The sequence below is a fragment of the Sphingomonas sp. TX0543 genome, from assembly GCF_048565505.1.
Lineage (GTDB): Bacteria > Pseudomonadota > Alphaproteobacteria > Sphingomonadales > Sphingomonadaceae > Sphingomonas.
Genome location: NZ_JBLZUS010000002.1, coordinates 2,224,011 through 2,246,525 on the forward strand (window position 1 = coordinate 2,224,011; position 22,515 = coordinate 2,246,525).

A 22,515-nucleotide genomic window follows, 5' to 3' on the forward strand; every position below is an offset into this window, starting at 1 on the left:
ATATCATGAAGACTTCCATCATCGCGCTCGGTACGGCACTCGCCTGTGCTACCAGCTCATCCGCTCTCGCGCAGGATCATGAGCGGCCAAGCGACGCTGATATCGTCGTCACCGGCCAATATGCGCCGGACGAGCCCACCAGCGCGAGCAAGACCGGACAGCCGATCCTGCTGACTCCGCAATAGGTGCAGGTCGTCACCCGCCAGGTGCTGCGCGACCAGAATGCGATCACGCTGACCGATGCGGTGCGCAATGTCGCCGGCGTGTCTTCGGACTTCGGCTTTGGCGGCGCGACCGCGCCGCTGCTCGTCCTGCGCGGCTTCTCCACCGTCTCGATGACGACGCAGAGCTCGTTGTTCGGCAGCGGGACTTATTATCTCGATGGCGCCAAGGTGCGAGGCCTGCCCATCGATCTGACGAATGTTGAGGCGGTCGAGGTCGTCAAGGGTCCGGATTCGGTGCTGTTCGGCCGCGCCGAGCCCGGTGGTCTCGTCAACATCCGCTCCCGCCCGCTGGTGGCGGCGCGATCGGTAGAGTTCGACCAGACGGTCGGCGAATATGGCCTGTCGCGCAGTTCGGCGCGGATCGGCGGAGCGCTGGATAGCGAACAGCATTGGCTGGCGTCCGTATCGGGCAGCTATCTCACCACCGATTCCAACCGTGACTATGTGGTCGAGCGGCTCGGCACGGTGAACGCATCGCTTGCCTGGGTGCCGAGCAGCGACACGCGCGTCGCGCTGACGGTCGGCTATTTCAACCACCGTTATCGCAATGACTATGGCATCCCGTCGGACGGCGATCGGCCCGCGAACATCCCGTTGCACACCGCGTACAACGACGCGCCAATCCTGTCGAAGGACGAGACCCAGCTCTATCGGCTGGACGTCGCCCAGGCAATTGGCAGCGGCTGGCAACTGAAGCTGCGCGGCATCCACATGCGCTCCGACACGCGCGAGGTTGACGTGGCCCCATATCGGCTCGACCTGACCACCGGCGAGGACGTGTTCGCCTCCTCGCGCCAGCTTGCCCGCTACTATTTCAACGTTCGTCCCGACGGGCATTTCCGGATGGACCAAGTCAGCGCCGATCTGTTGGGCGACGTCCGCACCGGCTCGCTCGTCCACAAGCTGGCGGTGAGCGTGGAATGGTTTCGCGAAGGCAAGACCGGCCTGTCCTATTTCCAGCAGGTGTCATCGGTGAGCGTCGACAAGCCGGCGCTCGGCAACACGCCCCCGCTCGACGTCAGCACCGCCGCGCCGGTCGACATCGTCGACCGCGACCGCTGGTACTCGGTCTCGGCTGAGGACAATATCGACTTCGGCGGCGGCGTCCACGCCGTGCTGGCGGTGCGGCAGGATTGGACCAGCACGATCTATTCGTCGCCGGGCCTCGCGCCAAACAAGGTCAGCTTCACCTCGCCGCGTGTCGGCGCGGTCTGGGAGTTCGCGCGCGGGCACGTGCTCTACGGCCAGTTCCAGCGCGGGCTTTCCGCCAATAACGGCGTCAATCCCGATGGCACCAAGCTCGATCCTGAAGTGGGGCGGCAGTATGAGATCGGCTACAAGTTCCAGTCGGCGGACAGGCGCTTCACGGCAACCGTCGCGGCCTTCGATCTGGTCAAGACCAATCGCGGCGACTTCACCTTCTTCCCGGTGATCCAGACGATCGGGCGTGCACGGTCGCGCGGTATCGAACTCGATTTCAGCGGCGCGATCACGCCGGAACTCTCGGTGATCAGCTCCTACGCCTACACCGATACCAAGGTGGACGGTGGCCCTCTGAAGTTGGCGAATACGCCCGAGCATGCGGCTAGCCTGTGGGCGCGCTACCGCATCATTCCCGGCGGCGTGATCGGCGGCGGTGCCTTCTACCAGGCCGACCGCTTCGGGGACGTCGGCAACACGGTGACTCTGCCATCCTATGTCCGCTTCGACGCCCAGGCGGCCTACAGCTTCCGCCTGAGCGGCGCCAACATGACCGCGCAGATCAACCTCAAGAACGTCTTCGACAAGCGCTACTATGTCTCCCAGCACCAGTTCTCGCCCGACTGGATTCAGCCCGGCGCGCCGCGCACGCTGACGGCTTCTTTGAGGGTCGAGCTGTGACGGGACTGGCTTCTCTCCTGAGGTTCGAGGCTGGCCTGCTTGCCGTCGCGCTATTCACGACAATGGCAGCTGCACAAACGCCGGCAGGCGATGGGCAGGTCATTCCACTCTATGCGCCACACACCGTCACTCCGCTCGGCGTCCCGGAAACCCGGATAAAGCAGACGTCGGGCGACACGCTGATCTTCAATGTCAGCGAGCCGACGCTCGAACTGTTCCGGCCCGCACCCGGCCGAGCGAACGGCACGGCCATGATCGTTGCGCCGGGCGGAGGCTTCGTCGGGCTCGGCTATGAGGCCGGAGGAACCGACGTCGCCCGCAAGCTTGCAGAGCAGGGCATCACGGCATTCGTGCTCAAATATCGCACGATACGAAGCGCGCCCGATCCGATGCAGCTTCCACAAGTCCATCTCAGAGAGATGGAAATCCTCATGGCGCGCGCGAAGACAGGGGTTCCCACCGAGGCGCCACGCTTTGCCGGGGAGCCGCACGCGGTGGAGGACGGCGCGCGCGCCATGGCGGCCGTGCGCCAGCGCGCCGCCGAATGGGGCATCGACCCCAAGCGGGTGGGGTTCATCGGCTTTTCGGCAGGAGCCTTTCTCGCCGCCGATCTGGCGATCGGAGATAGAGCGTTGCGCCCGGACTTCGTCGCGCTGATCTATGGCGGCGTTCGAACCCCGGTCCCGGCGGACGCATCGCCAGCTTTCATCGCAGCGGCCGCGGATGATGAGTATCAGCCAAGGGACGCGGTGCTGCTTTACGACGCATGGCGGCACGCCGGCGCGGCGGCGGAACTCCATATCTATGAACGCGGCGGGCACGGCTTCGACCTGAAGCCGAAGGGCGCGACCAGCGACCATTGGTTCGAGCAACTGCTCTGGTGGCTGCGATCTCGCGGCCTGCTTCATCCGTCATGACCTCTGACCGAGCCATATCGACTGAACCGACGCCTATCGAGGCGTCGCGAGAAGCACGAGCGTCACGCGGTCGTGACACGGATCGCGGTCGCCGAGCGGCGGGCGTTGATCCCACGCATCAACGCCGCACTCGCCAGCGCACCCAGCCGCACCGCATGAGATCGCGCACGCGCATTCTGCTACGACAGGTTCATCTCTGGCTTGGGCTGTCGCTTGGCGGACTATTCGCGTTGCTGGGTGCGACCGGCTCGGCCCTGGTGTTCTACATCGAGATCGACGGTGCGCTGAATCCAGCCATCGAGGAGAGGGTGAGCACGGCGGCACCGGGCTGGACCTCGCCGGTCTGGGATCGTGCGCTCGCCACCGGGCGAGCACGCTGGCACGATCCGCATGGCAGCTGGTCCCTTGAAGCCACCGGACAAGGCGGTGCGATTCCGGCGCGCTACTACCCGTCGGATCATCACAGCCATCACGCCGAGCGCGAAATGGTGTGGTTCTCGTCGGATGGGATTCGGGTGCTGCGCGCCGAGCCATGGGGCGGCTATCTGATGAGCTGGCTCTACGAGCTCCACATGCACCTGCTCGCCGGCGAGATCGGCAGCCAGATCGTCGGCTGGTCGGGCTTCGCGATGCTGGTGCTTCTGGTCAGCGGCGTCATTGTCTGGTGGCCGCGCGGGCCGTGGCGCAAGGCGCTGGCTTTCAAGCGCAAGGCTCCGCCGATCCGCCGCCTGCGCGATCTTCACAAGCTGGCTGGCGTGTGGAGCATGGCCTTGCTCTTCATCCTGGTCGGCACCGGAGCACTATTGGCGTTGCCGACGGTCAAGACCCAGTTGCTGACCGCCGTCATCGCACCGCCTGACAAGGTGCCGGACCCGCAATCGGCGGCGTCGAGCGGCGTCCAGATCCCAGTATCGCAAGCACTGGCGGCTGCGCACCGTGTGGTCCCCGAAGCAAGGCTCGCCTTCATCGACGTACCCGGGATGGGGTCCGAGCCATTTCGCATGCGGGTGCAAATGCCCGGCGATCCGCACAGCCGATTTCCAAGCAGCTTCGTCTTCGTCGATCAATATTCGGGCGAGGTACTGGCCGTGCATGACGTCCAGCGAGGCAATACCAGCACCACGACCGCCAAATGGATCCGCGTCCTCCACGACGGATCGGTTGGCGGCCTTTCGACCCGCATCCTCGCCATCATCCTTGGTTTCGTTCCGCTCGGTCTGTTCGTGACCGGGTTCCTTCACTGGCGTCGGCGCCTCGCCGCCCGCGCCCAATAAAATGCAACAGGGAGTCTCTCGTGAAATCATCGCTAATCGCCGTCGCCGCGTGCTTCGTCGCCTCGCCGGCACTCGCCCAGAGTGACGACGACGCCGATCGCCCGGAGCGCGATACGATCATCGTGACCGGCCAGCAGCTTGAGAAGGAGACCGAAGTCTCCGGCCGCCTGGGCCTCACCATTCGCGAGACTCCGGCAGTCGTGGACGTAGTCACGCAACAGGACTTCCAGCTCCAAGGCGTTCGCACCGCGATCGAAGCGATGAACGCCGCACCCGGCGTCGCATCTGGCAACCTGCCCGGATCGATCGGCTCGGTCTCGATGCGCGGCTTCCACCGCGCCGTGAACTATCTCTATGACGGCGTGCGGATGGCCAATTCCGACGTCGGCCTACGCAACTGGGACGCCTGGTCATTCGAGCGGATCGAGGTCATCAAGGGTCCTGCCTCGGTCACCTCGGGCGAAGGCGCACTTGCGGGCGCGATCAACTTCGTGCCCCGCCGCCCCAATCTGGAAGGGGCGAGCGGCGAGATGCTGGCCAGCTACGGCAGCTTCGACACCGGACGGCTCGCCGCCGACGCAAACCTGCCGTTGAGCAAGACCGTGGCCGTGCGCGGCGACGTCTCTTTCTCGCGCTCCTCGGGCTGGATCGACGATACCGACAGCCGGACGTTCGCCGCGACAGGGTCGCTTTTGTTCAAGCCCAGCGACCGCTTCTCGCTGGTGGTCTCGGTCGATCACTTTGAGGATCGGTTCAACACGGCCTATTACGGCACGCCGGTCGTCTCCCGCGCGGTCGCCCGTGACCCGTCCTCGGCCGTTTCCGGCAGTTCGGGCCTCGTGCTCGACAAGGCGATGCGCCGGACCAACTATGACTATACCGACGGCCATGACGGGTCGAACACGACCTGGCTGCGCGCGCGCACCGAATATGCGCTGACCGACACGCTCAAGATCGTCAGCGACACCAGCTATTATGACAGCTTCCGCGACTACAAGGACGCCGACGAATATAGCTTCAACGCGGCGACCGGGCTGATCGGGCGCGGCGCGACCTATATCAGCCACGATCATCAATATTGGAACCAGCGGCTGCACCTTGCCTTCGACGGGCGCATCGGCGGCCTGCGCAACCGGTTCACGATCGGCGCGGAATATGGCGAGACCGACTTCTTCACGGTTCGCCGCTTCGGCACGGGCACGTCGCTCGACCCGTTCAATCCGGTGCGCGGCACATTCCCGGCCGACACACCTGCCAATTTCGACACCCGTCAGGACGTCACCGCCAAGGTCGATGCGCTCGCGATCTTCGCGGAAAACGCACTTAACCTGACCGATCAGTGGCTGGTCGTCGGCGGCATTCGCTATGACGATGTCAAGCTCGATCGCCGCGTCCTCAACGCTACTAGCGGCGCGGTCCAGACCTACGGCCAGAGCTATCACCCGATCTCATGGCGGGCAGGCACGGTCTACAGCATTACGCCGCGGACCCAATTGTTCGCGCAATATACATATACCGTCACGCCGGTCAGCGGCCTGCTGTTTCTGAGCGCGACCAACGCCCGCTACAAGCTGACCACCGGCCGTTCTTACGAGGCCGGAATTAAGACGTCGCTCACCGGTAGCGGCGTTGAATTGACCGCCTCGGTTTACAACATCGAGCAGGACGACATCCTCACCCGCGACCCGATCAATCCGGCCGTGGTGTTTCAAGGTGGTTCTCAGCGATCACGCGGGGCGGAACTATCGCTCAACCTGCCGGTCACGCCGGAACTGAACGTGACCGCAAGCGGCACGCTGCTCAATGCGAAGTATTTGCAGCTGATCGAAGCCGGGGGGCTCAACCGTGCCGGCAACCGACCACAGAACGTACCCGAGCAACTTGCCGATCTCGTCGTTACCTATGCGCCCAAGGCGCTGCCGATAACGCTGGTGGGCAGCGTGCGCCACAATGGCGATTTCTATACCGAGACTGCGAACGTCACGAAGGTCAACGCATTCACGACGTTCGATGCGGCGGTATCTTGGAACGCACCGTTCGGTACGCTGACGCTGCGAGGGCGCAACCTGACCGACGAATTCTATGCCGACTGGTCGGGCTATGCGTCCGGCCTCGTCTTCATCGGCGCGCCGCGCAGTGTCGAACTGTCATTCACTCGCAAATTCTGATCCTCGCCAAAGGAGCCAAACTCATGCGTACCATTACTGCCATTCTCGCCACTGCCGCTGCTCTGCTGAATCCGGCCATCGCACAGGCGCAACAGTCGGAACCCTCAGCTTCGCCGCAACCGGCAGCGTTCAGCCTCCCGCCGCTTCCCTATGCCGCAAACGCGCTCGAACCTGCGATTGATGCGCAGACCATGACCATTCATCACGGCAAGCATCACCAAGCCTATGTCGACAATCTGAACAAGGCGGTGGCGGCCGATCCGGCATTGACGGGCCAGACGCTGGAGCAACTGGTTGCGCGTGCCGGCGCGCTGCCCGCTGCGGTGCGCAACAATGCCGGTGGGCATTGGAACCACAATTTCTTCTGGGCGACGATGGCGCCGCCCGCCACTGCGGGCCAGCCGTCTGCCGAACTGACAAAGGCGATCACCGCGCAGTTCGGATCGCTCGACGCGTTCAAGGCGCAATTCAAGGCGGCGGGCACAGCGCGCTTCGGTTCCGGCTGGGTCTGGCTGATCGTCGGCGCCGACGGCAAGCTCGCCATCACCTCCACCCCCAATCAGGACAATCCGATGATGGATGCCGCGGAGGTCAAGGGCACGCCGATCCTGGGCAACGACGTCTGGGAACACGCCTACTATCTCAAATACCAGAACCGTCGCGCCGATTACCTCGATGGCTGGTGGCAGGTGGTGAACTGGAAGACGGTTTCGGATCGCTTCGCTGCGGCGACATCGCGTCGCTGACCATTCCAGACACCATTCCAAAAGGGGGAAGGTATGACACAACGATTCTTATGGATTCTCTTGTCGAGCACCATGGCCGTGCCCGCAGTAGCGCAGGACCGCACGGATGATGCCGACATCGTCGTAACCGCCCAGCAGCGCGAAGAGCGGCTGATCGACGTGCCGATCACGATCGACACGATCGACGGCGCGGAGCTGAAGGAACGTCGGATCACCACGCTTCAGGAACTGTCTTTCGCGGTTCCCGAGTTGATCAATGTCGTCACCGGCATGGCACAGAACCGCGCGATGCTGCGCGGCGTGGGGGACGGCGGCGGCAACTTTCCGCAGGTCGGCATCTATCTGGACGAGATCGCTGCCGATGGTCCGCTGGGCCGCCCGCTCGACTTCCGCGCGCTCGATGTGGAACGGGTGGAGGTGCTGAAGGGGCCGCAAGGCACGCTTTACGGGCAGGGGTCACTTGGCGGCACCGTCCGCTTCCTGACCCGGGCGCCGGTGATCGGGGAGACAAGCCTGAGCGCTGACGCGGAGCTGTGGGGAACGAAGGGCGGCGCAGCGTCGCAGCGGATTACCGGCGTAGCCAATCTGGCGGTCAGCGACGGCATCGCTCTTCGCGTCTCCGGCATCTACGAGAATCTGGGCGGTTGGATCGACGCGCCGACAGCGGGCCGCCGTAACATCAACAACGGCGAGCTTTTCGAGATTCGTGTGAAGGGGCTGATCCACCTCACGGACAGCCTATCGCTGACGCCAATGGTGCAGATCCATCGCAACGATGTCGGCTCGCTCAGCAACGGCGAGAATGCCGATGCCAATCTGATCCTGCCGGCATTCGCTCCCGATGCGGTGCAGCCCGCCTCCAACGATCACGAACTTTACAGCCTGACCGCCAACTGGGACCTGGAAGGCGTGAACCTGCTCGCGGTCGGTTCCGCCTTCCGCAACGTGTCGCGCGGCGCCTTCTACAGCCCCTTCGCCGGCAATGGCCGGTTCCTCCGCTTCGACAATAACGACAAGGCGCAGAGCGTCGAACTGCGGGTGAGTTCGGAAAGCGATCGTCGTTGGCGCTGGGCTGTAGGCGGTCTGTACCGGCACGGCGATTACTTCTCGGACAACACGCTCTACCTGCTGGGGCCGGCGAACGGCACTGTCGGCACACCCGTCAATTTCCCCAACATCGCCGCCATCAAGAGTGACAGCATATCGGTGTACGCGAACACCAGCTTCGACCTGACGGACCGATTGGAGATCGGCGGCGGCCTGCGGTACTTCTCCGACAAGGAGAAGGCTCCCTCGGCAAACCAGGCGGACCAGACGTTCGATTCCGTCGACCCGCGGATTTACGTCTCCTATCGGCTCGGCGAGCGCTGGAACGTCTTTGCCAGCGTTGCGAAGGGCTTCCGCAGCGGCGGGTTCAACGTCGTCAATGCGGCTGTTCCGCCGTCGTTCGGACCGGAAAAGCTGTGGAGCTATGAACTCGGCACGAAGTTCAGCACGATGGACGGCCTGCTAACGGGCGAAGTGGCGGGCTTTATCAGCCGCTACAGCGACATGCAGGTGTCGACGATCGCCAACTCGATCGGACTTGGATACACCGGAAATGTCGGCCGCGCGCATATCAAGGGGATCGATTGGTCGCTCGAGCTTCGCCCGTTGCCATGGCTGGCGCTGGGCAGCGCCGGCGCGCTGCTCGACACGGAGGTCGTGTCGGTTGCTCCTCGAAGCGCCTATGCGCAGGGTGATCGGCTCAACTACATCCCGAAGTCCAACCTCACCTTCTTCGTCGATGCACAGGCAAACCTTTCCGCCAGCGTCCAGGGACGCGTGCGCGTGGACTATAATCGGCGCGGCGCGGGCAACTTCGCACAGCGCACGGCGAGCCTGACGGCGCAAGGCGACAGGCTGGACCTGCTGAACGCCAGCGCCACGTTCGACTTCGGACGCTACACATTGGGCGTGTTCAGCGACAATTTGCTCAACGAGCGGGACGAAATCTTCCCGAACCCTGTGGCCTTCGCAACTCGCGTGCCGCCGAGGACGATCGGCATTCGAGGGTCGGTATCTTTCTGAAGATGCACTCACCCAGCACCCGGAACTCATACAACAGACAGATAATGGAGAATGTTATGCGATCGATCATCACTGGCGGAATAGCTTTGATTAGCGCTTCCATTGCCGTGCCCGCGCTGGCGCAGGCACAGCCGGTCCAAATACGCTTCGATGCCCGTGTCGGGAGCGAACCGGCGCGTTGCGACAAGGCCTATGCCAATGTCGGCACAGCGAAGGCAGGCCTGCGTTTCCAAGACCTGCGCCTATACGTCTCGGCGGTGAAGCTGATCGACGCCAGGGGTCGTGAAGTGCCGGTGACGCTCACCCCTGACGATCAGTGGCAGAGCGATCAGGTGGCGCTGCTCGATTTCGAGAACGGTACCGGCAATTGCAACGGCAACGCGGCGACGAACATGGTGGTGCGCGGCACGGTGCCGGCGGGCAACTATCGCGGGCTCGTCTTCGACATCGGCGTCCCGCAGGCGGTCAATCATCAGGACCCGACGCTCGCCGCCGCGCCGCTCAACGTGACCGCAATGACCTGGCCGTGGCGGATCGGCTACAAGTTCACCGGGATCGATCTGGAGACCAGCGGCGGCGCGGGCGGTCCCAATGCCGCTACCGGCTTCTCGATCCATCTTGGCAGCACCAATTGCGGTGAGGGCTCGCCAATGACCGCGCCGACGACACCCTGCGCCAATCCCAACCGACCGCACTATCGGCTCGAAGGCTTCGATCCCGCGAAATCCACCGTGGTCCTCGACCTCGGCGCGCTGCTCGCGGGCACGGACATCACGGTTAATGCGCCGAAGTCAGCATCGGGTTGCATGTCCTTCCCCGGCGATGGCGACTGCACCGCGATCTTCGATCGCCTCGGCCTTGCGTTCGACGGACAGCCGTCGGCCGGGCAGAAATGGGTGCGGGCGGAATAGCCGTGCAGCGCGCGTCGAATATCGCTCTGGCTGTGTCCGCGATGTTGATGCTGTTCAGCATCGCGCACGCCCAGCAAAGACAATCGGCGCTGCAGCCGATCGAGGCGATGGTGCCCAGCCGGTACGATTTCGGTCTGCCGGGATGGGCGCCCAAGCCGATGGAGCCCGCCGCCAATCCCACGACGGCGGCCAAGGTCGAACTGGGACGCCACCTTTTCTACGACAAGCGCCTGTCCGCTGACGGCTCGATGTCGTGCGAGAGCTGCCACCAGCAATCCCGCGCCTTCACCGATGGGCGCGCGGTCGCAAGGGGCGTAACGGGCCAGTCGACCCCCCGCAACTCGATGTCGCTGGTCAACGTCGCCTATTTCCCGGTGCTGACCTGGGCCAATCCTCTGCTCAGGCATCTGGAGCAGCAGGCGCTGGTGCCGCTGATCGGCCAGGAACCGATCGAACTGGGTCTGGCGGGGAAAGAACAGGAGATGGTGAAGCGGCTCGCGGCCGAGCCGATCTATCGGCGACTTTTCGCCGAGGCCTTTCCCGAGGCCAATGGTGAAATCTCGCTCGCGACCGTCGTCCGGGCTTTGTCCGCCTTCGAGCGCTCGATCGTGTCGATGCGGTCGCCTTATGACCGCTACCGCTACGAAGGCGATGTCGATGCGGTGTCCGATGCCGCGATCCGCGGCGAGGCGTTGTTCTTCTCCGAACGCCTCGAATGCCACCATTGCCACAATGGCCTGAACCTTGCCGACACAGTGCTCCACGAGCGCAACAAGGCCGGGGAGATCGCCTTCCACAATACCGGCCTCTATAATCTTGACGGCAAGGGGGCTTATCCGGCCGACAACACCGGCATCATGGAGATCACCGGCAAGCCGGAGGATATGGGCCGGTTCCGCGCGCCGAGCCTGCGCAATGTCGCGGTGACCGGTCCCTACATGCATGACGGCTCGATCGCGACGCTCGATGGTGTTCTCGATCATTATGCGGCTGGCGGCCGGACGATCGCGTCGGGACCCCATGCCGGTATCGGGCGCACCAATCCCTTCAAAAGCTCGTTCGTGCCGGGCTTTACGCTGACGCGCGAGGAGCGGGCTGACGTTATCGCCTTCCTTAATTCCCTGACAGACGAGGCGCTGCTCCACGATCCGCGCTTCGCCAATCCCTGGCTCCGAAAGGACAAGAGCAAATGACGAAAGGATTTCGGGCGGCTCTCGCTCTGATACTGGCGGCGATACCTGCCGCCGTTCAGGCCCATACGGCACTGCGTAGCTCCAATCCGCCGAGTGGCAGCGTGCTCACCCAATCCCCGCCGGTGCTGACGCTGACCTTCCTCGAACCCGCCTCGCTGACCTCGCTGACGCTCGTCACGGCTGCCGGCGAACGGCAATTGTCCTTCACGCCGACCGGAAGCGCTACGACCTTCAATGCCGCGAGGCCAGGGTTCGCGCGTGGCCGCAACGAGGTCCGCTGGCGGGCGCTGTCGCGCGACGGGCATGTCGTCGAAGGCAGCATCATCGTCGTGCTGCGCGCGCCCAAGCCCTGACATGCTTGAGGCGATCGCTGCCATCGTCAAGGCGCTGGGCTACGCCGCAGCGCTGACCGGGGCCGGGCTGGCGATCGCGCGTGTGTCGCTCGCGTGGGGCCTCAAGACGCCGCTGCACCTCCCGACCAGTCTGGTGCGATCTGCCGGCAGTCTGCTCGTCCTCACCTCCTGCGCAACGGCGCTGATCTTCTTCCTGCGGCTCGGCGGCGATGCGGATGCCCCCACTCTCGCTGCGATCTTCCTGTCACCGCTTGGCGTCGCCCTCGGCCTGCAGCTGATCGGTGGCCTATGGCTGGCGCTCAAAACCGAACGCCGCACCGCACCCATTGGCGCGGTCTTGATTCTTGTCGCGTTCGGCGTCGTAGGCCATTCCGCCTCACGCGGGATGCTCACCTCAATCACCATAATCCTGCATGTCACCGCCGCCGCCTGGTGGTGCGGTGGGCTCTGGATTCTGCTGGCGACCGGTCGCACCGCCTCGACGAATTTCCCCGAGCTGGTCGGTCGCTTCAGCCGCCAAGCGGTCTGGGTCGTTATGGCTCTACTTATCGCCGCGCTGACGACTGCCACGCTCCTGCTCGAGTTTCGCATCGACCTCGCGCTTGCCTACCAGCAAGCCCTGTTAACGAAGCTGGGGCTGACAGCGCTGCTGCTCGCACTCGCCGGGGTCAACCGGGTCGTGCTCACACCGCAACTTGCCGGCCAGGACAGGGCGCGTATCCGGCTGCGACGGATGATCGTTGGTGAACTGCTGTTGTTCGCCGCCATCATCTCCGCGACTGCCTATATCACCACTTATCTGTCACCTCATGATACAACCGATGCCGCGCACGCTCATGGCGGCGAGGTGCAGGTCAGCGGCCCTATCGCTATCGTCGACCCATGGGCGCCGGCTATGCCCGGCGGGGCGCCCACGGGCGCTGGCTATCTGACGATCGTCAACAACCAGCCGGTCGAGGACAGGCTTATCGCGGCAAGCAGCCCCTGGGCCGAGCGGGTGACGCTGCACGCGTCGAGCACCGACCGCGGCATCGCCCGCATGTGTCAGTGGGCGTGTAATTCTCCGCGGATGTGGGCTTTGAAAATTCCCTGATTGTTGGGCCTGGTTGCCCAATGAGCCGGGGTTAACCCCGGCTCATTGGGCAACGCCAAAATCGGCGCGATGACCTCCTGCGGGAGGCGGCGCTGATGATCCGACTTGGAGAAGCCATGATGATACTGGAGTTGCACCGGCAGGGGCTGTCGGTGACGGCGATCGCCCGCCGGACGGGCCGTGATCCCAAGACCGTTCGCAAATACATCGAGCGCGGCGTCGAGGTGCCGGTTTACGGCCCCCGCAAGGCCGGGCGGCCGAGCAAGATCGCGCCCTACATGGAGTTCCTGCGCGAGCGCGTGACGGCGTTCCCCGAGCTGACGGCCTCGCGCCTCACGCGCGAGATCAGGGAGATGGGCTATGCCGGCGCGTACACCGCGGTGAAGCGCTACCTGGCAGCAATCCGGCCCGACCATGATCCCAAGCCTTACGAGGTTCGCTTCGAGACCAAGGCCGGCGTGCAGGCCCAGGTCGACTTCGCCCGGTTCGTCGTCGAGTTCACCGACGAGCCGGGCGTGGTGCGCATCGTCTGGCTGTTCAGCCTGGTGCTGGGCTACTCGCGCCTCGTGTTCGCCCGCTATGTGCTGCATCAGGACCTGCAGACGCTGCTGCGCTGTCACATGCAGGCGTTCGAGGCGATCGATGGCGTGCCGATCGAGATCCTCTATGACCGGATGAAGACCGCGGTCACCGGCGAGGACGACCAGGGCCACATCGTCTACAACACCTCGCTGCTGGCGCTGGCGAAGCACTACCGGTTCCAGCCCCGGGCGTGCCGGCCCTATCGCGCCAAGACGAAGGGGAAAGTTGAGCGGCCGTTCCGCTACATCCGCGAGGACTTCTTCCTGGGCCGATCCTTCCGCAACATGGAGGACCTCAACGCCCAGCTCGTCGAGTGGCTCGACACGGTGGCCAATGTCCGGGTGCACGGCACGACGCAGCGCGTGGTGGCCGAGGCCTTCGCCGAGGAGCAGGGAGAACTGCAGCGGCTGCCCGAACACCGCTTCAACGCCGTGCTGAAGCTCGAGCGGCGGGTTACCCATGACGGCTTTGTGGCGGTCGGCGGCAACTTCTACAGCGTGCCTGACCGCACGCGCCGCATCGTCGAGGTCGAGCAGCTACCGGACGTAGTCCGGGTAATCGATCGCGGCGTTGTGGTTGCTGAGCACCCTGTGCTCGAAGGACGCCTCCAGTATCGCATCGACCGGCGTCATCGCACCGGAAGGCCTCAATCACGGCCACAGGAACGGCGCACGACGATGATCGGCCGGCTCGGTGACCATGTGCCGCTGCGCTCGCTGGCGGTTTATGAAGCCATTGGCGCGAGCCTGGCGATGGAAGGACGGCCATGAACGGCGCGGCACCATCCTCGCGCGTCGACTCGATCCGCCGCAGCCTGGTCAGCCTCAAGATGCCGCGGGCGCTTGAGATCCTCGACGCGACCTTGCGACGCATCGAGCAGGGCCAGATCGACGGCATCGAGGCGCTCGACGATCTGCTCGGCGAGGAGCTGTCTCTGCGCGAGAACCGCCGAATCAAGGCGGCCCTGCGCATGGCGCGGCTGCCCGTCGTCAAGACGCTCGCCGGCTACGACTTCTCGTTCCAGCCCTCGCTCGACCGCAACCGCATCCTGGCGCTCGCCGGCCTCGACTTCATCGAGCGCGCCGAGGTCGTCCATCTGCTGGGCCCGCCCGGCACCGGGAAAAGCCACATCGCGACCGCGCTGGCGGTCGAGGCCGTGCGCGCCGGCAAGGCGGTCTACTTCATCCCGCTGGCTGATCTGATCGCCCAGCTCGCCAAGGCCGAGCGCGAGGGCACGCTTCGCGAGAAGATCCGCTTCCTCACCAGAGCGTCGCTGCTCGTCGTCGACGAGATCGGTTACCTGCCGGTCACACCCGGCGGCGCGAACCTGTTCTTCCAGCTGGTCAACGCCCGCTACGAAAAGGGCGCCATGATCCTCACCTCTAACCGCGGCTTCGCCGAATGGGGCGAGGTCTTCGGCGATGCCGTCGTGGCGACGGCGCTGCTCGACAGGCTGCTGCACCACGCCGTCGTCATCCAGATCGAGGGCTCCAGCTACAGGATGCGCGAGCACGCCGCGCTGGTGCCCGAAAACGTCCGCGCCGGCGTCACGTTCAATCCACCGCCAAAGCGTCGCGGCCGCCCGCCAACGAAAGGAAAACCCGATCCCGAATACGGCTGATCACCGCATAGCTCAAACCGCCAGCATAGGGAATTTTAAGCGCCCACATCTGCGGAAAGTTCGGGGCCCTTTGACAGCATGCGCGACCTCAACGCTTTGCCGATCACAGCGCACGGACAGGTGACGCTGCAGCCCGGCGTCTACCATCTCATGTTCGAGGGCCTCTACGCGCCGTTCGTCGCCGGAGACACGGTGCCGCTGACGCTGACATTCCAGCGCGTAGGAAAAGTGGATGTTCAACTCACGGTTCTGCCGCTTGGTGCGCGCCCTGCTGAAAGCCATCGGCATTAAGACCGCTCACGCAACTGAAAGATATGTCCCTCTCGCACGGAGGAATGCCGAGTTTCGGCACGAGCAGTCCTTCTGGGCGAGCCGGAGGATGCCTTGGGTGCAGTGGTTCCGGCCGAGACGACTGCTAGGAATGCACGGGTCACGCACCGCCGCCACTGCGCTAATCTACGAAAACGCGCCAATTTTGGTGATTACCCGGTGATTACTTTTACCGCTTTACACTGTAGCTTATTGGATAATTTCATAAGAATGTCATATTCTTACGGGGAATTTGATCCTATGGTCTGGTACTTTCGATATTTACGGATCTGAATCGACGAACTGAATGATTATTGATCGATGTTCACGATCGCGCAAAATGCGGCCGTGCTGGCGAAACGCAGCAGGTGATAGCGGATCGCGAACAGTCTCGATCTCTAAACTTGCGGAAACGCGCTCAATTACCGCGATTCCTGGCTTCGTCAGAATCTGGTGACCCCTACGGGAATCGAACCCGTGTTTCAGCCGTGAAAGGGCCGCGTCCTAACCGCTAGACGAAGGGGCCATTGGGCGAAGCGGCGGTTAGGCGACGGAAGCGGCGCGGTCAAGGCAACAATCGCCGCAAACTCAATCTGCCCAGGCTGCATCGTCTAGATGAAGCTCTGCCGCCGGCCGCTGCCCCCATGTATCGATCTTTGGCCGGCCGGCCAGCCACAGCCGACGGTGCGGCTCTGCGCCCAACAGGGCCTGGCCCAGCGCCGTGTCCGCCGCGCGGAAGGCCATTGCCTTGAAGCTGCGGCCGTCGTCGCCGGCCATGATTGCGCGCACATGCCCATTGCCGACCACATCGACGCGAACGGGGCGCACGCGTCCGATCGCGACGCGTGGCGAAGGCCAGCCGGTGCCATAGGGGCCGCCAGCCTCAAGCGCCTCGACCAGTTCCGGAGTAACGCCGCCCGGTGCGTGGACCGAATCGACCAGCAGAGCGCGGTCCGCCGCCGCTGCTGTGATCTTTTCGGCCAGCCGTTCCTCCAGAAAGTCCGTGAAGGCCGGAATATTGTTCGCCTCGATCGTCAATCCAGCGGCCATTGCATGTCCACCGCCTGCGACGAGCAACCCTGCCTCTTTCGCCGCGAGCACCGCCTGCCCGAGATCGACGCCGACGATCGAGCGCCCGGAACCCTTCCCGATCCCCGCTTCATCGATCGCGATGACGATCGCGGGTCGCCCACGCTTTTCCTTCAAGCGCCCTGCGACGATGCCGATAACGCCAGGATGCCATCCTGTGCCCGCGACAACAGCGACCGCGCGGTCGTGCGCCACTAAGCCCTCAGCGGACTCCTGGACGGACATTTCGATCGCGCGCCGCTCCTCGTTCAGACGGTCGAGTTCACCTGCTATATCCCGTGCCTCGATCGGATCGCGCGTGGTAAGAAGGCGCACGCCGAGATCGGCGCGCCCCACTCGCCCGCCGGCATTGATCCGCGGGCCAAGTGCGAAGCCCAGATCGGCCGCGGTTGGCGCGCGAGTCAGTCGCGCCGCGTCCATCAATGCCGCAAGCCCGATATTTTGGCGGCCGGCCATCACCTTCAGACCCTGCGCGACGAACGCCCGGTTGAGCCCGCGTAGCTGCGCCACATCCGCCACGGTGCCCAGCGCGACGATATCGAGAAGGTCGATCAGGCGCGGCTCCGGGCGCGTGGCAAACCAGCCGCGCTTCCGCAATTCGCGCAACAGCGCCGCGCCGAGCAGGAAGGCAACCCCCACGGCCGCGAGATGGCCATGCGCGCGCCCTTCCGCCTCATCCAGGCGATTCGGGTTTACCAGCGCCAGTGCCGGCGGCAGCGTGGTGGCGCATTGGTGGTGATCGACCACGATCACGTCCACCGGCACCGCTTGCGCCGCATGCAGCGCCTCAAACGCTTGTGCGCCGCAATCGACCGTAACGATCAGCGTCGCCCCCTCGCCCGCCAGACGCACGAGCGCGGCCCCGGACGGGCCATAACCCTCCATCAACCGATCCGGAATATAAGGCCGCGCCTCCAGCCCCAGCGCTCGCAGCAGCAGGATCATCAGGGCCGCAGAGGTGGCCCCGTCAACATCGTAATCGCCGAAGATTGCGACCCGCTCGCCATTCTCGACCGCGTCGGAAAGTCTGGCCGCTGCGCGGTCCATATCCCGGAAAATCGAAGGATCGGGCATGAACCCGCGTATGGTGGGATTACGGTGGAGCTCCAGCGCATCCCGCGGCGCGCCACGCGCCAGCAGCAATTGCGTGACCAGATCGTCGGGTATCAAATCTTCGCGCTGGTCCGAAGCCAATGCGCGCCAGCGCCACGGCTGGCCAAGGATGGATCTTTCAATGCCGAGGACAGATATGTTCATCGCCGCCTATTGGCACATTTCATCGCTCTCGCGCAGCCCGTCGGTATCAGCAGCCCGCTATCCAGGGGCCCTCCCGAAACCATTTCGTGACAATATATTTCACCCCCTCGGTGACGGGCGACCCCTCATGGAGCGTCGCCAGGTTCGGGCTGCCGTCCGGGTTCATGTTGTTCCAGGTGAGCAGCATCCCGCGCCGGGGCGCAACGCGAAGCCCGGCCTGTGGAAACCAGGTTGCGCCGCCCTCTTCCACGTCGTTGAGGTAGACCATCGCCGTCCAGGTCCGCTGCCCGCCGCTGATCTTCATCGCCGGCCAGTAGCTTTCGCGATCATGGAAATAGTCGTGGTGCGGGCGGAAAAGCTGGCCGACTTCGTAACGCTGGCCTTGCATCGTTTCCGCATTTTCGGGTGCGATGCCGAGCAGCGCGGCGATGCCCTCGTCAATCTCGCGCACTTCGGGGGCCGCACGTTGCATATCGCAGCTTTCGCTCGTCCGAACTTCCGAACTGTCGCGGTCGGTAAGCAAGGTTGAGGGCCGGCGGTTCGCGTCGATCATCGCGATCAACTGCGCGCACCGGCTCGCATCAAGATAGTCGCGGCAGCGATAGGCGACCGCAAGGTCGCTCGGCAGACGCTCCATACGCGGATCGGCATCCAGCCGCGCCTTCACCCGCTCGCCGATCAATCGCCGCAGTTGCGATGGTTGCACTGGAGATCCGAGATTCGCCGTCATGATCGCGCCATTTCGCGTGTGGTGCGCCCGATGACAAGGCGGGTGCCGCCGGTGGCGACACCCGACATATCGTCGAACGGAGCGCTTACCAGAATATATCGTAGATCACGTCCACGACCTGCCCGGAATAAACATCGACCAGAACGGCATCGTTATAGTAGCGCACCCAGCGATAAGGCCCGTAAACCTCCGGCAGGCGATAGCTCCACGGATCATCGATCCAGTAATCCTGCGCGAACAGCATGTTCGAGAGCGTCATCCCGACCGAGAACCGGCGATAGCCATAATCCCAGCCATAGGGCGCGTAGTAACGCGGCAGATGAAACGCCTGACGATTCTGATAACGGTAGCGGTTCCAGTCATAACGGGTGTCGCGGCGCCAGTCGCGGCTCCATCGCCCACGATTTCCATTGGCGTAACGATCGCCCCCGCTGCCACGCCGATCATCCCACCCGCGCCGAGGATCGTCCTGATAACGATCGCGATCCTGCCAGCCGCCACCGCGATAGTTGTCAGGACGCGAGTGCTGCCAGCCGCCGGTCTGCTGAGAATCGCGCCAATCGGCGCGATGCTGCTCGCGCCCGGATCCGCGACCCTGCTCGTTCGGGTCCGGACGCTGGACGGTGCCCGGGCGACCAGCAGGCGTATCGCGCCCCGGCTGTGCCCATTGCGGGCGCTGGTTCCACGGCGAAGGCTGCGCGTTCGCGCCATCTGGCCGACCGCCCTGCCACTGCGGCCGCTGGGCCTGATCGCGATTGCCACCATTCCATTGCGGGCGCTGAACATTGGCGCGATCGTCCGGCATCGGCGGACGCTGGCCGCCATCCGGCCGAGCGCGTTGCCATTGCGGACGCTGTTGAAGTTGCGGCTGCGGGGCCTGACCCTGCTGCGGCGCTGCGGGGCGTTGCCAGCCGCCGCCGGGTAACTGATGCGGTTGGTGATCGCCGCGCGGCGCACCGCCGCGATCGCCGCGATCGCCGCGTTGCTGAGCATTATCTTGCGCGGAGGCTGACAGCGGCAGCAGCGAGGCGGCGGCCATCAGGGTCATTGAAATAAGCTTTCTCATTCCCGGTCACTCCATCGCCGACGCATGGCCGGCCCTGTTGATGATGCCGTTATGAGCGAGCGATGGCGAATGCGCGCTGAACCGAGCTGTCAGCCGACTGAAAGGATCAAGCCTCGTTTGCCGTACCAGTGAAGTCGGCTGCTGGTGGCTGATCCGACTTATATCCAAGCGAAGCGCGACCGCGCACCGGCCCGGCTACGTCGGCGACCAGATAGAGAGGACGGCGCTTCGATTCGATATAGAGCCGGCCGAGATACTCGCCGATCATGCCAAGAACGAACATCTGCACTGCGCTGAGCACCGTCACCACCAGCATCGTGGAAGTCCACCCTTGCACCGGGCTGCCCTCGAAATAACCCCAGGCGATGTAGAAAAGCAGAAGCATCGACGCGCCGGCCAGCGCGACCGAAGCATGGCTGGCAAAGCGCAATGGCGCGGTCGAGAAGCCAGTCACCGCATCAAAGGCGAGGCGCAGCATTTTCGACAGCGGATAATTGGTTTCGCCAGCGTGGCGCTCGGCCCGATCATAGGGGAACGGCACCTGCCGAAACCCTACCCACGCGACCATTCCGCGAATGAAGCGCGCCTGTTCCGGCAACGACAGGAACGCATCAAGCGCGCGCCGTGTCATCAATCGAAAATCGCCGGTATCAAGCGGGATCGGCGTATCGGTCACCCGATCGAGCACGCGATAAAACGCGGCGGCGGTCGCCTTCTTGAACAGCGTCTCCCCATCGCGTTTCCGACGCACGGCGTAAACGACATCGGCCTCCTCGCGCGCCAGCGTCGCTCGCATCTCCGCGAGCAGTTCGGGCGGATCCTGGAGATCAGCGTCGAGGATCAGTATCTGCTGCCCGACGCAAAGATCCAGCCCGGCGGTAAGCGCGAGTTGATGGCCGTGATTGCGCGAAAGGTTGATCGCAACGAGGCGCGGGTCCGACGCCGCGAGGCGCTGCATGATAGGCCAGCTATCGTCGCGCGAGCCATCGTTGATGAGCACGATCTCATGATCATCGCCCACTACAGCGCGCACCGCCGCCGACACGCGCTGATGCAGCAGCGGCAGCGTTGCCGCCTCATTATAGCAAGGAATGACGACGGAAAGCTGTGGGCGGCATTGCATGGCGGCGCCCCTTATCGGCTAGCCGGGTGAAAATCACCAGATTGTTGCGAGCAACGGACGGGGGGCGCGCGGCTTGTCCGGCGCCCCCCTCCGCAGGTTCACGCGCCCGCGCGGGCGCGCTCTTCCACCATCCGCTCCAATATGGTGAGCGGCATTGCGCCCGCGTGCAGGATATCGTGGAAGTTCTTCTCGTCGAACTTCTTGCCCTGGATCGCCATCGCCTTCTCACGCGCGCGCACCCAGGCGGCATGGCCAACCTTGTAGCTGCAAGCTTGCCCAGGCTGCGTGCAGTAACGCTCAACTTCGCGCTGCGACCGAGGCTGCGCGAAGCCCACCGTCTGCACCATATAGGCAGTCGCCTTCTCGCGGCTCCACTTCTGGGTATGGATGCCAGTGTCGAACACCAGCCGCGCGGCGCGGAAGAGGTAGCTCTGCAGGAAGCCCGCGCGCTCCAGCGGCGTGGCATAGCCTCCCACCTCGTCCGCGAGATTCTCGGCGTAAAGCGCCCATCCTTCGGAATAGGCGTTGAAGAACGAAAGCTTGCGCAGCAGCGGTGTCTTGGCCTGCTGCGCGATGGTTAGTTGCAGATGATGGCCCGGCACGCCCTCGTGGTAAGTCAGCGCCGGTAGCGAATATTTCGGCCAGTCACCAACGCTCTTGAGGTTGATCCAGTAAATTGCGGGTCGGGAGCCATCTAGTGCGGCGAGGTAATAGTAGCCGTTTGATGCGCCATCCTGGATTTCGACCGGCACGCGGCGGATTTCGAGCGGTGCGTTGGGCGGGTTGTTGACCAGCCGGCCCAGCTTCGCGGTCATCGCGGCGACGCCTGCGTTGAGATCACGGATCAGCTGCTCGCGGCCAGCATCGGTATCCGGATAGAGCTGGTCCGGCCGGACGTTCAGGGCGTTGAGCCGTTCCGAGACCGAGCCCTTCGTCAGCCCGTTCGCCTTGAGGATCGTTTCAAGCTCCGCCGTGATCGAGGCGACCTGGTCCAGCCCCATGCGATGCACCTCGGCGGGCGTATAGCTGGTGGTCGTCGCCTCGGCGAGCGCCGCGGCATATATCTCGTCGCCCTTGGGCACGGCCCACAGGCCGTCGTCGGTCCGCCCCTTCAGACGCAGTTCCCTGATCAGCGCGATCTGGCGATCGAGCGCGGGATAGACCTGCTTCTCGACGATCGCGCTGGCTTTCGCCGCCCAGTCGCCGGGAATGTTCGCCTTAGCCGCGCGGGAGGCGAGCGACTCGGTAAGGCCGTTTTGAGCCGGCGCGGGGCTGCGCAACTTGCCCATCTGCCCCAGCGTCAGATCAAGCGACCAGCCGGGTGCCACATAGCCACGCGCCGCCTCGCTCCTCTGCAGCGCCGTTTCGTTGTCGAGCGTGGTGGCCATTGCCGCCAGACGATCGAGATAGGCGGAGCAATCCTCCGCATTGGTGATCGTGTGCGAGGAATTGAGGAAATCCGGCGTCTCGAAATAGACGCCGCCCTGCTGGAAGATCAGATACGGGCGCTGTACCGAATCCAGCCCGAAGCGATCCATGGGGATCGCCTGGGCGTTGAGCGAATAGAGAACCACTTCACGATCGAGCTTCGACGCCGGAGAGAGCGTTGTCGGAGCGATGGCGGTGATCTCGCCGATCGCCTGCTTGAGCATCCGCTGCCCGCGCGCGCGGCCCGCCGCGGAATTATCCCCGAGCTTGTGCTTGAGCGCGGCGTTCGGCCCCTTGTCCATGCCGAGCACGGTGGCGAGCGGGGGCGCTTCCTTGAGCAGATCGGCCATGATCCGATCGAATGTGGCGTTAAGCTTCGCGTCACCGGACGCAGCCTGCGCGCGCAGCGCGGCGGGCATCAGCGCGATCGCCGATGCTGCGGTGGTGGAAGTCAGGAATGTACGGCGGTCCATCTGGTGC

The 22,515-nt window shown here is 64.3% G+C and carries 18 protein-coding genes, 1 tRNA gene and 1 pseudogene; 14 read left to right on the top strand and 6 right to left on the bottom strand.

Annotated elements, in window-relative coordinates:
• Positions 1-5 precede the first annotated feature (5 nt).
• From ACM61V_RS11310 to ACM61V_RS11375, 14 genes and pseudogenes are all read left to right on the top strand, one after another.
• A complete protein-coding gene (locus ACM61V_RS11310) occupies positions 6-185 on the top strand; it encodes a hypothetical protein (RefSeq protein ID WP_137786139.1) in 180 nt (59 codons plus the stop codon).
• Positions 186-2,105 (top strand): TonB-dependent siderophore receptor, encoded by a 1,920-nt coding sequence (locus ACM61V_RS11315; protein WP_137786140.1) that lies wholly within the window; start codon positions 186-188, stop codon positions 2,103-2,105.
• Positions 2,102-3,022, top strand: coding sequence for an alpha/beta hydrolase (locus ACM61V_RS11320; RefSeq protein WP_212742173.1), 921 nt, complete (start codon positions 2,102-2,104; stop codon positions 3,020-3,022). Before ACM61V_RS11315 ends, ACM61V_RS11320 begins: the two co-directional genes overlap by 4 nt.
• Positions 3,023-3,177: 155 nt before the next feature.
• Positions 3,178-4,296, top strand: a complete 1,119-nt coding sequence (locus ACM61V_RS11325) for a PepSY-associated TM helix domain-containing protein (protein WP_137786141.1) — start codon at positions 3,178-3,180, stop codon at positions 4,294-4,296.
• Between the two features lie 20 nt (positions 4,297-4,316).
• Entirely contained in the window at positions 4,317-6,464 is a 2,148-nt protein-coding gene (locus tag ACM61V_RS11330) for a TonB-dependent receptor (protein WP_171007507.1), read from the top strand.
• Positions 6,465-6,487: 23 nt separating this feature from the next.
• Positions 6,488-7,210, top strand: coding sequence for a superoxide dismutase (locus ACM61V_RS11335; protein WP_137786143.1), 723 nt, complete (start codon positions 6,488-6,490; stop codon positions 7,208-7,210).
• Positions 7,211-7,243: 33 nt separating this feature from the next.
• Positions 7,244-9,280 (top strand): TonB-dependent receptor, encoded by a 2,037-nt coding sequence (locus ACM61V_RS11340; protein WP_419713999.1) that lies wholly within the window; start codon positions 7,244-7,246, stop codon positions 9,278-9,280.
• 56 nt (positions 9,281-9,336) lie between these two features.
• A complete protein-coding gene (locus ACM61V_RS11345) occupies positions 9,337-10,191 on the top strand; it encodes an MbnP family copper-binding protein (RefSeq protein ID WP_171007523.1) in 855 nt (284 codons plus the stop codon).
• A 2-nt stretch (positions 10,192-10,193) separates the two neighbouring features.
• The gene (locus ACM61V_RS11350; protein ID WP_419714000.1) at positions 10,194-11,384 is read left to right on the top strand and encodes an MbnH family di-heme enzyme; all 1,191 of its coding nucleotides are present in this window, start codon (positions 10,194-10,196) and stop codon (positions 11,382-11,384) included.
• Positions 11,381-11,737 (top strand): copper resistance CopC family protein, encoded by a 357-nt coding sequence (locus ACM61V_RS11355; protein ID WP_137786146.1) that lies wholly within the window; start codon positions 11,381-11,383, stop codon positions 11,735-11,737. Before ACM61V_RS11350 ends, ACM61V_RS11355 begins: the two co-directional genes overlap by 4 nt.
• A 1-nt stretch (position 11,738) precedes the next feature.
• Positions 11,739-12,830, top strand: a complete 1,092-nt coding sequence (locus ACM61V_RS11360; RefSeq protein WP_419714001.1) for a CopD family protein — start codon at positions 11,739-11,741, stop codon at positions 12,828-12,830.
• A gap of 95 nt (positions 12,831-12,925) precedes the next feature.
• Positions 12,926-14,182: an IS21 family transposase gene (gene istA / locus ACM61V_RS11365; RefSeq protein WP_419713831.1), complete on the top strand. Its 1,257-nt coding sequence runs from the start codon at positions 12,926-12,928 to the stop codon at positions 14,180-14,182.
• On the top strand, positions 14,179-15,033 hold the full coding sequence (gene istB, locus ACM61V_RS11370; RefSeq protein ID WP_419713830.1) for an IS21-like element helper ATPase IstB: 855 nt from the start codon (positions 14,179-14,181) through the stop codon (positions 15,031-15,033). The genes istA and istB overlap by 4 nt, the downstream gene beginning before the upstream one ends.
• Before the next feature lie 72 nt (positions 15,034-15,105).
• Positions 15,106-15,324, top strand: a pseudogene (locus ACM61V_RS11375) (copper chaperone PCu(A)C); the annotation flags it as partial.
• A 469-nt stretch (positions 15,325-15,793) separates the two neighbouring features.
• Here the strand turns inward: ACM61V_RS11375 and ACM61V_RS11380 are convergent.
• The 6 genes from ACM61V_RS11380 to ACM61V_RS11405 all read right to left on the bottom strand — a co-directional run bounded on the left by ACM61V_RS11380 (position 15,794) and on the right by ACM61V_RS11405 (position 22,508).
• Positions 15,794-15,868, bottom strand: a tRNA-Glu gene (locus ACM61V_RS11380).
• 62 nt (positions 15,869-15,930) lie between these two features.
• A complete protein-coding gene (recJ, locus tag ACM61V_RS11385; protein ID WP_137786148.1) occupies positions 15,931-17,688 on the bottom strand; it encodes a single-stranded-DNA-specific exonuclease RecJ in 1,758 nt (585 codons plus the stop codon).
• A gap of 46 nt (positions 17,689-17,734) precedes the next feature.
• The gene (locus ACM61V_RS11390; RefSeq protein WP_137786149.1) at positions 17,735-18,418 is read right to left on the bottom strand and encodes a 2OG-Fe(II) oxygenase; all 684 of its coding nucleotides are present in this window, start codon (positions 18,416-18,418) and stop codon (positions 17,735-17,737) included.
• A gap of 85 nt (positions 18,419-18,503) precedes the next feature.
• Positions 18,504-19,484: an RcnB family protein gene (locus ACM61V_RS11395; protein ID WP_419714002.1), complete on the bottom strand. Its 981-nt coding sequence runs from the start codon at positions 19,482-19,484 to the stop codon at positions 18,504-18,506.
• Positions 19,485-19,590: 106 nt separating this feature from the next.
• The gene (locus tag ACM61V_RS11400; RefSeq protein WP_137786150.1) at positions 19,591-20,607 is read right to left on the bottom strand and encodes a glycosyltransferase family 2 protein; all 1,017 of its coding nucleotides are present in this window, start codon (positions 20,605-20,607) and stop codon (positions 19,591-19,593) included.
• A gap of 98 nt (positions 20,608-20,705) precedes the next feature.
• The gene (locus tag ACM61V_RS11405; RefSeq protein ID WP_419714003.1) at positions 20,706-22,508 is read right to left on the bottom strand and encodes a DUF885 domain-containing protein; all 1,803 of its coding nucleotides are present in this window, start codon (positions 22,506-22,508) and stop codon (positions 20,706-20,708) included.
• Positions 22,509-22,515 lie beyond the last annotated feature (7 nt).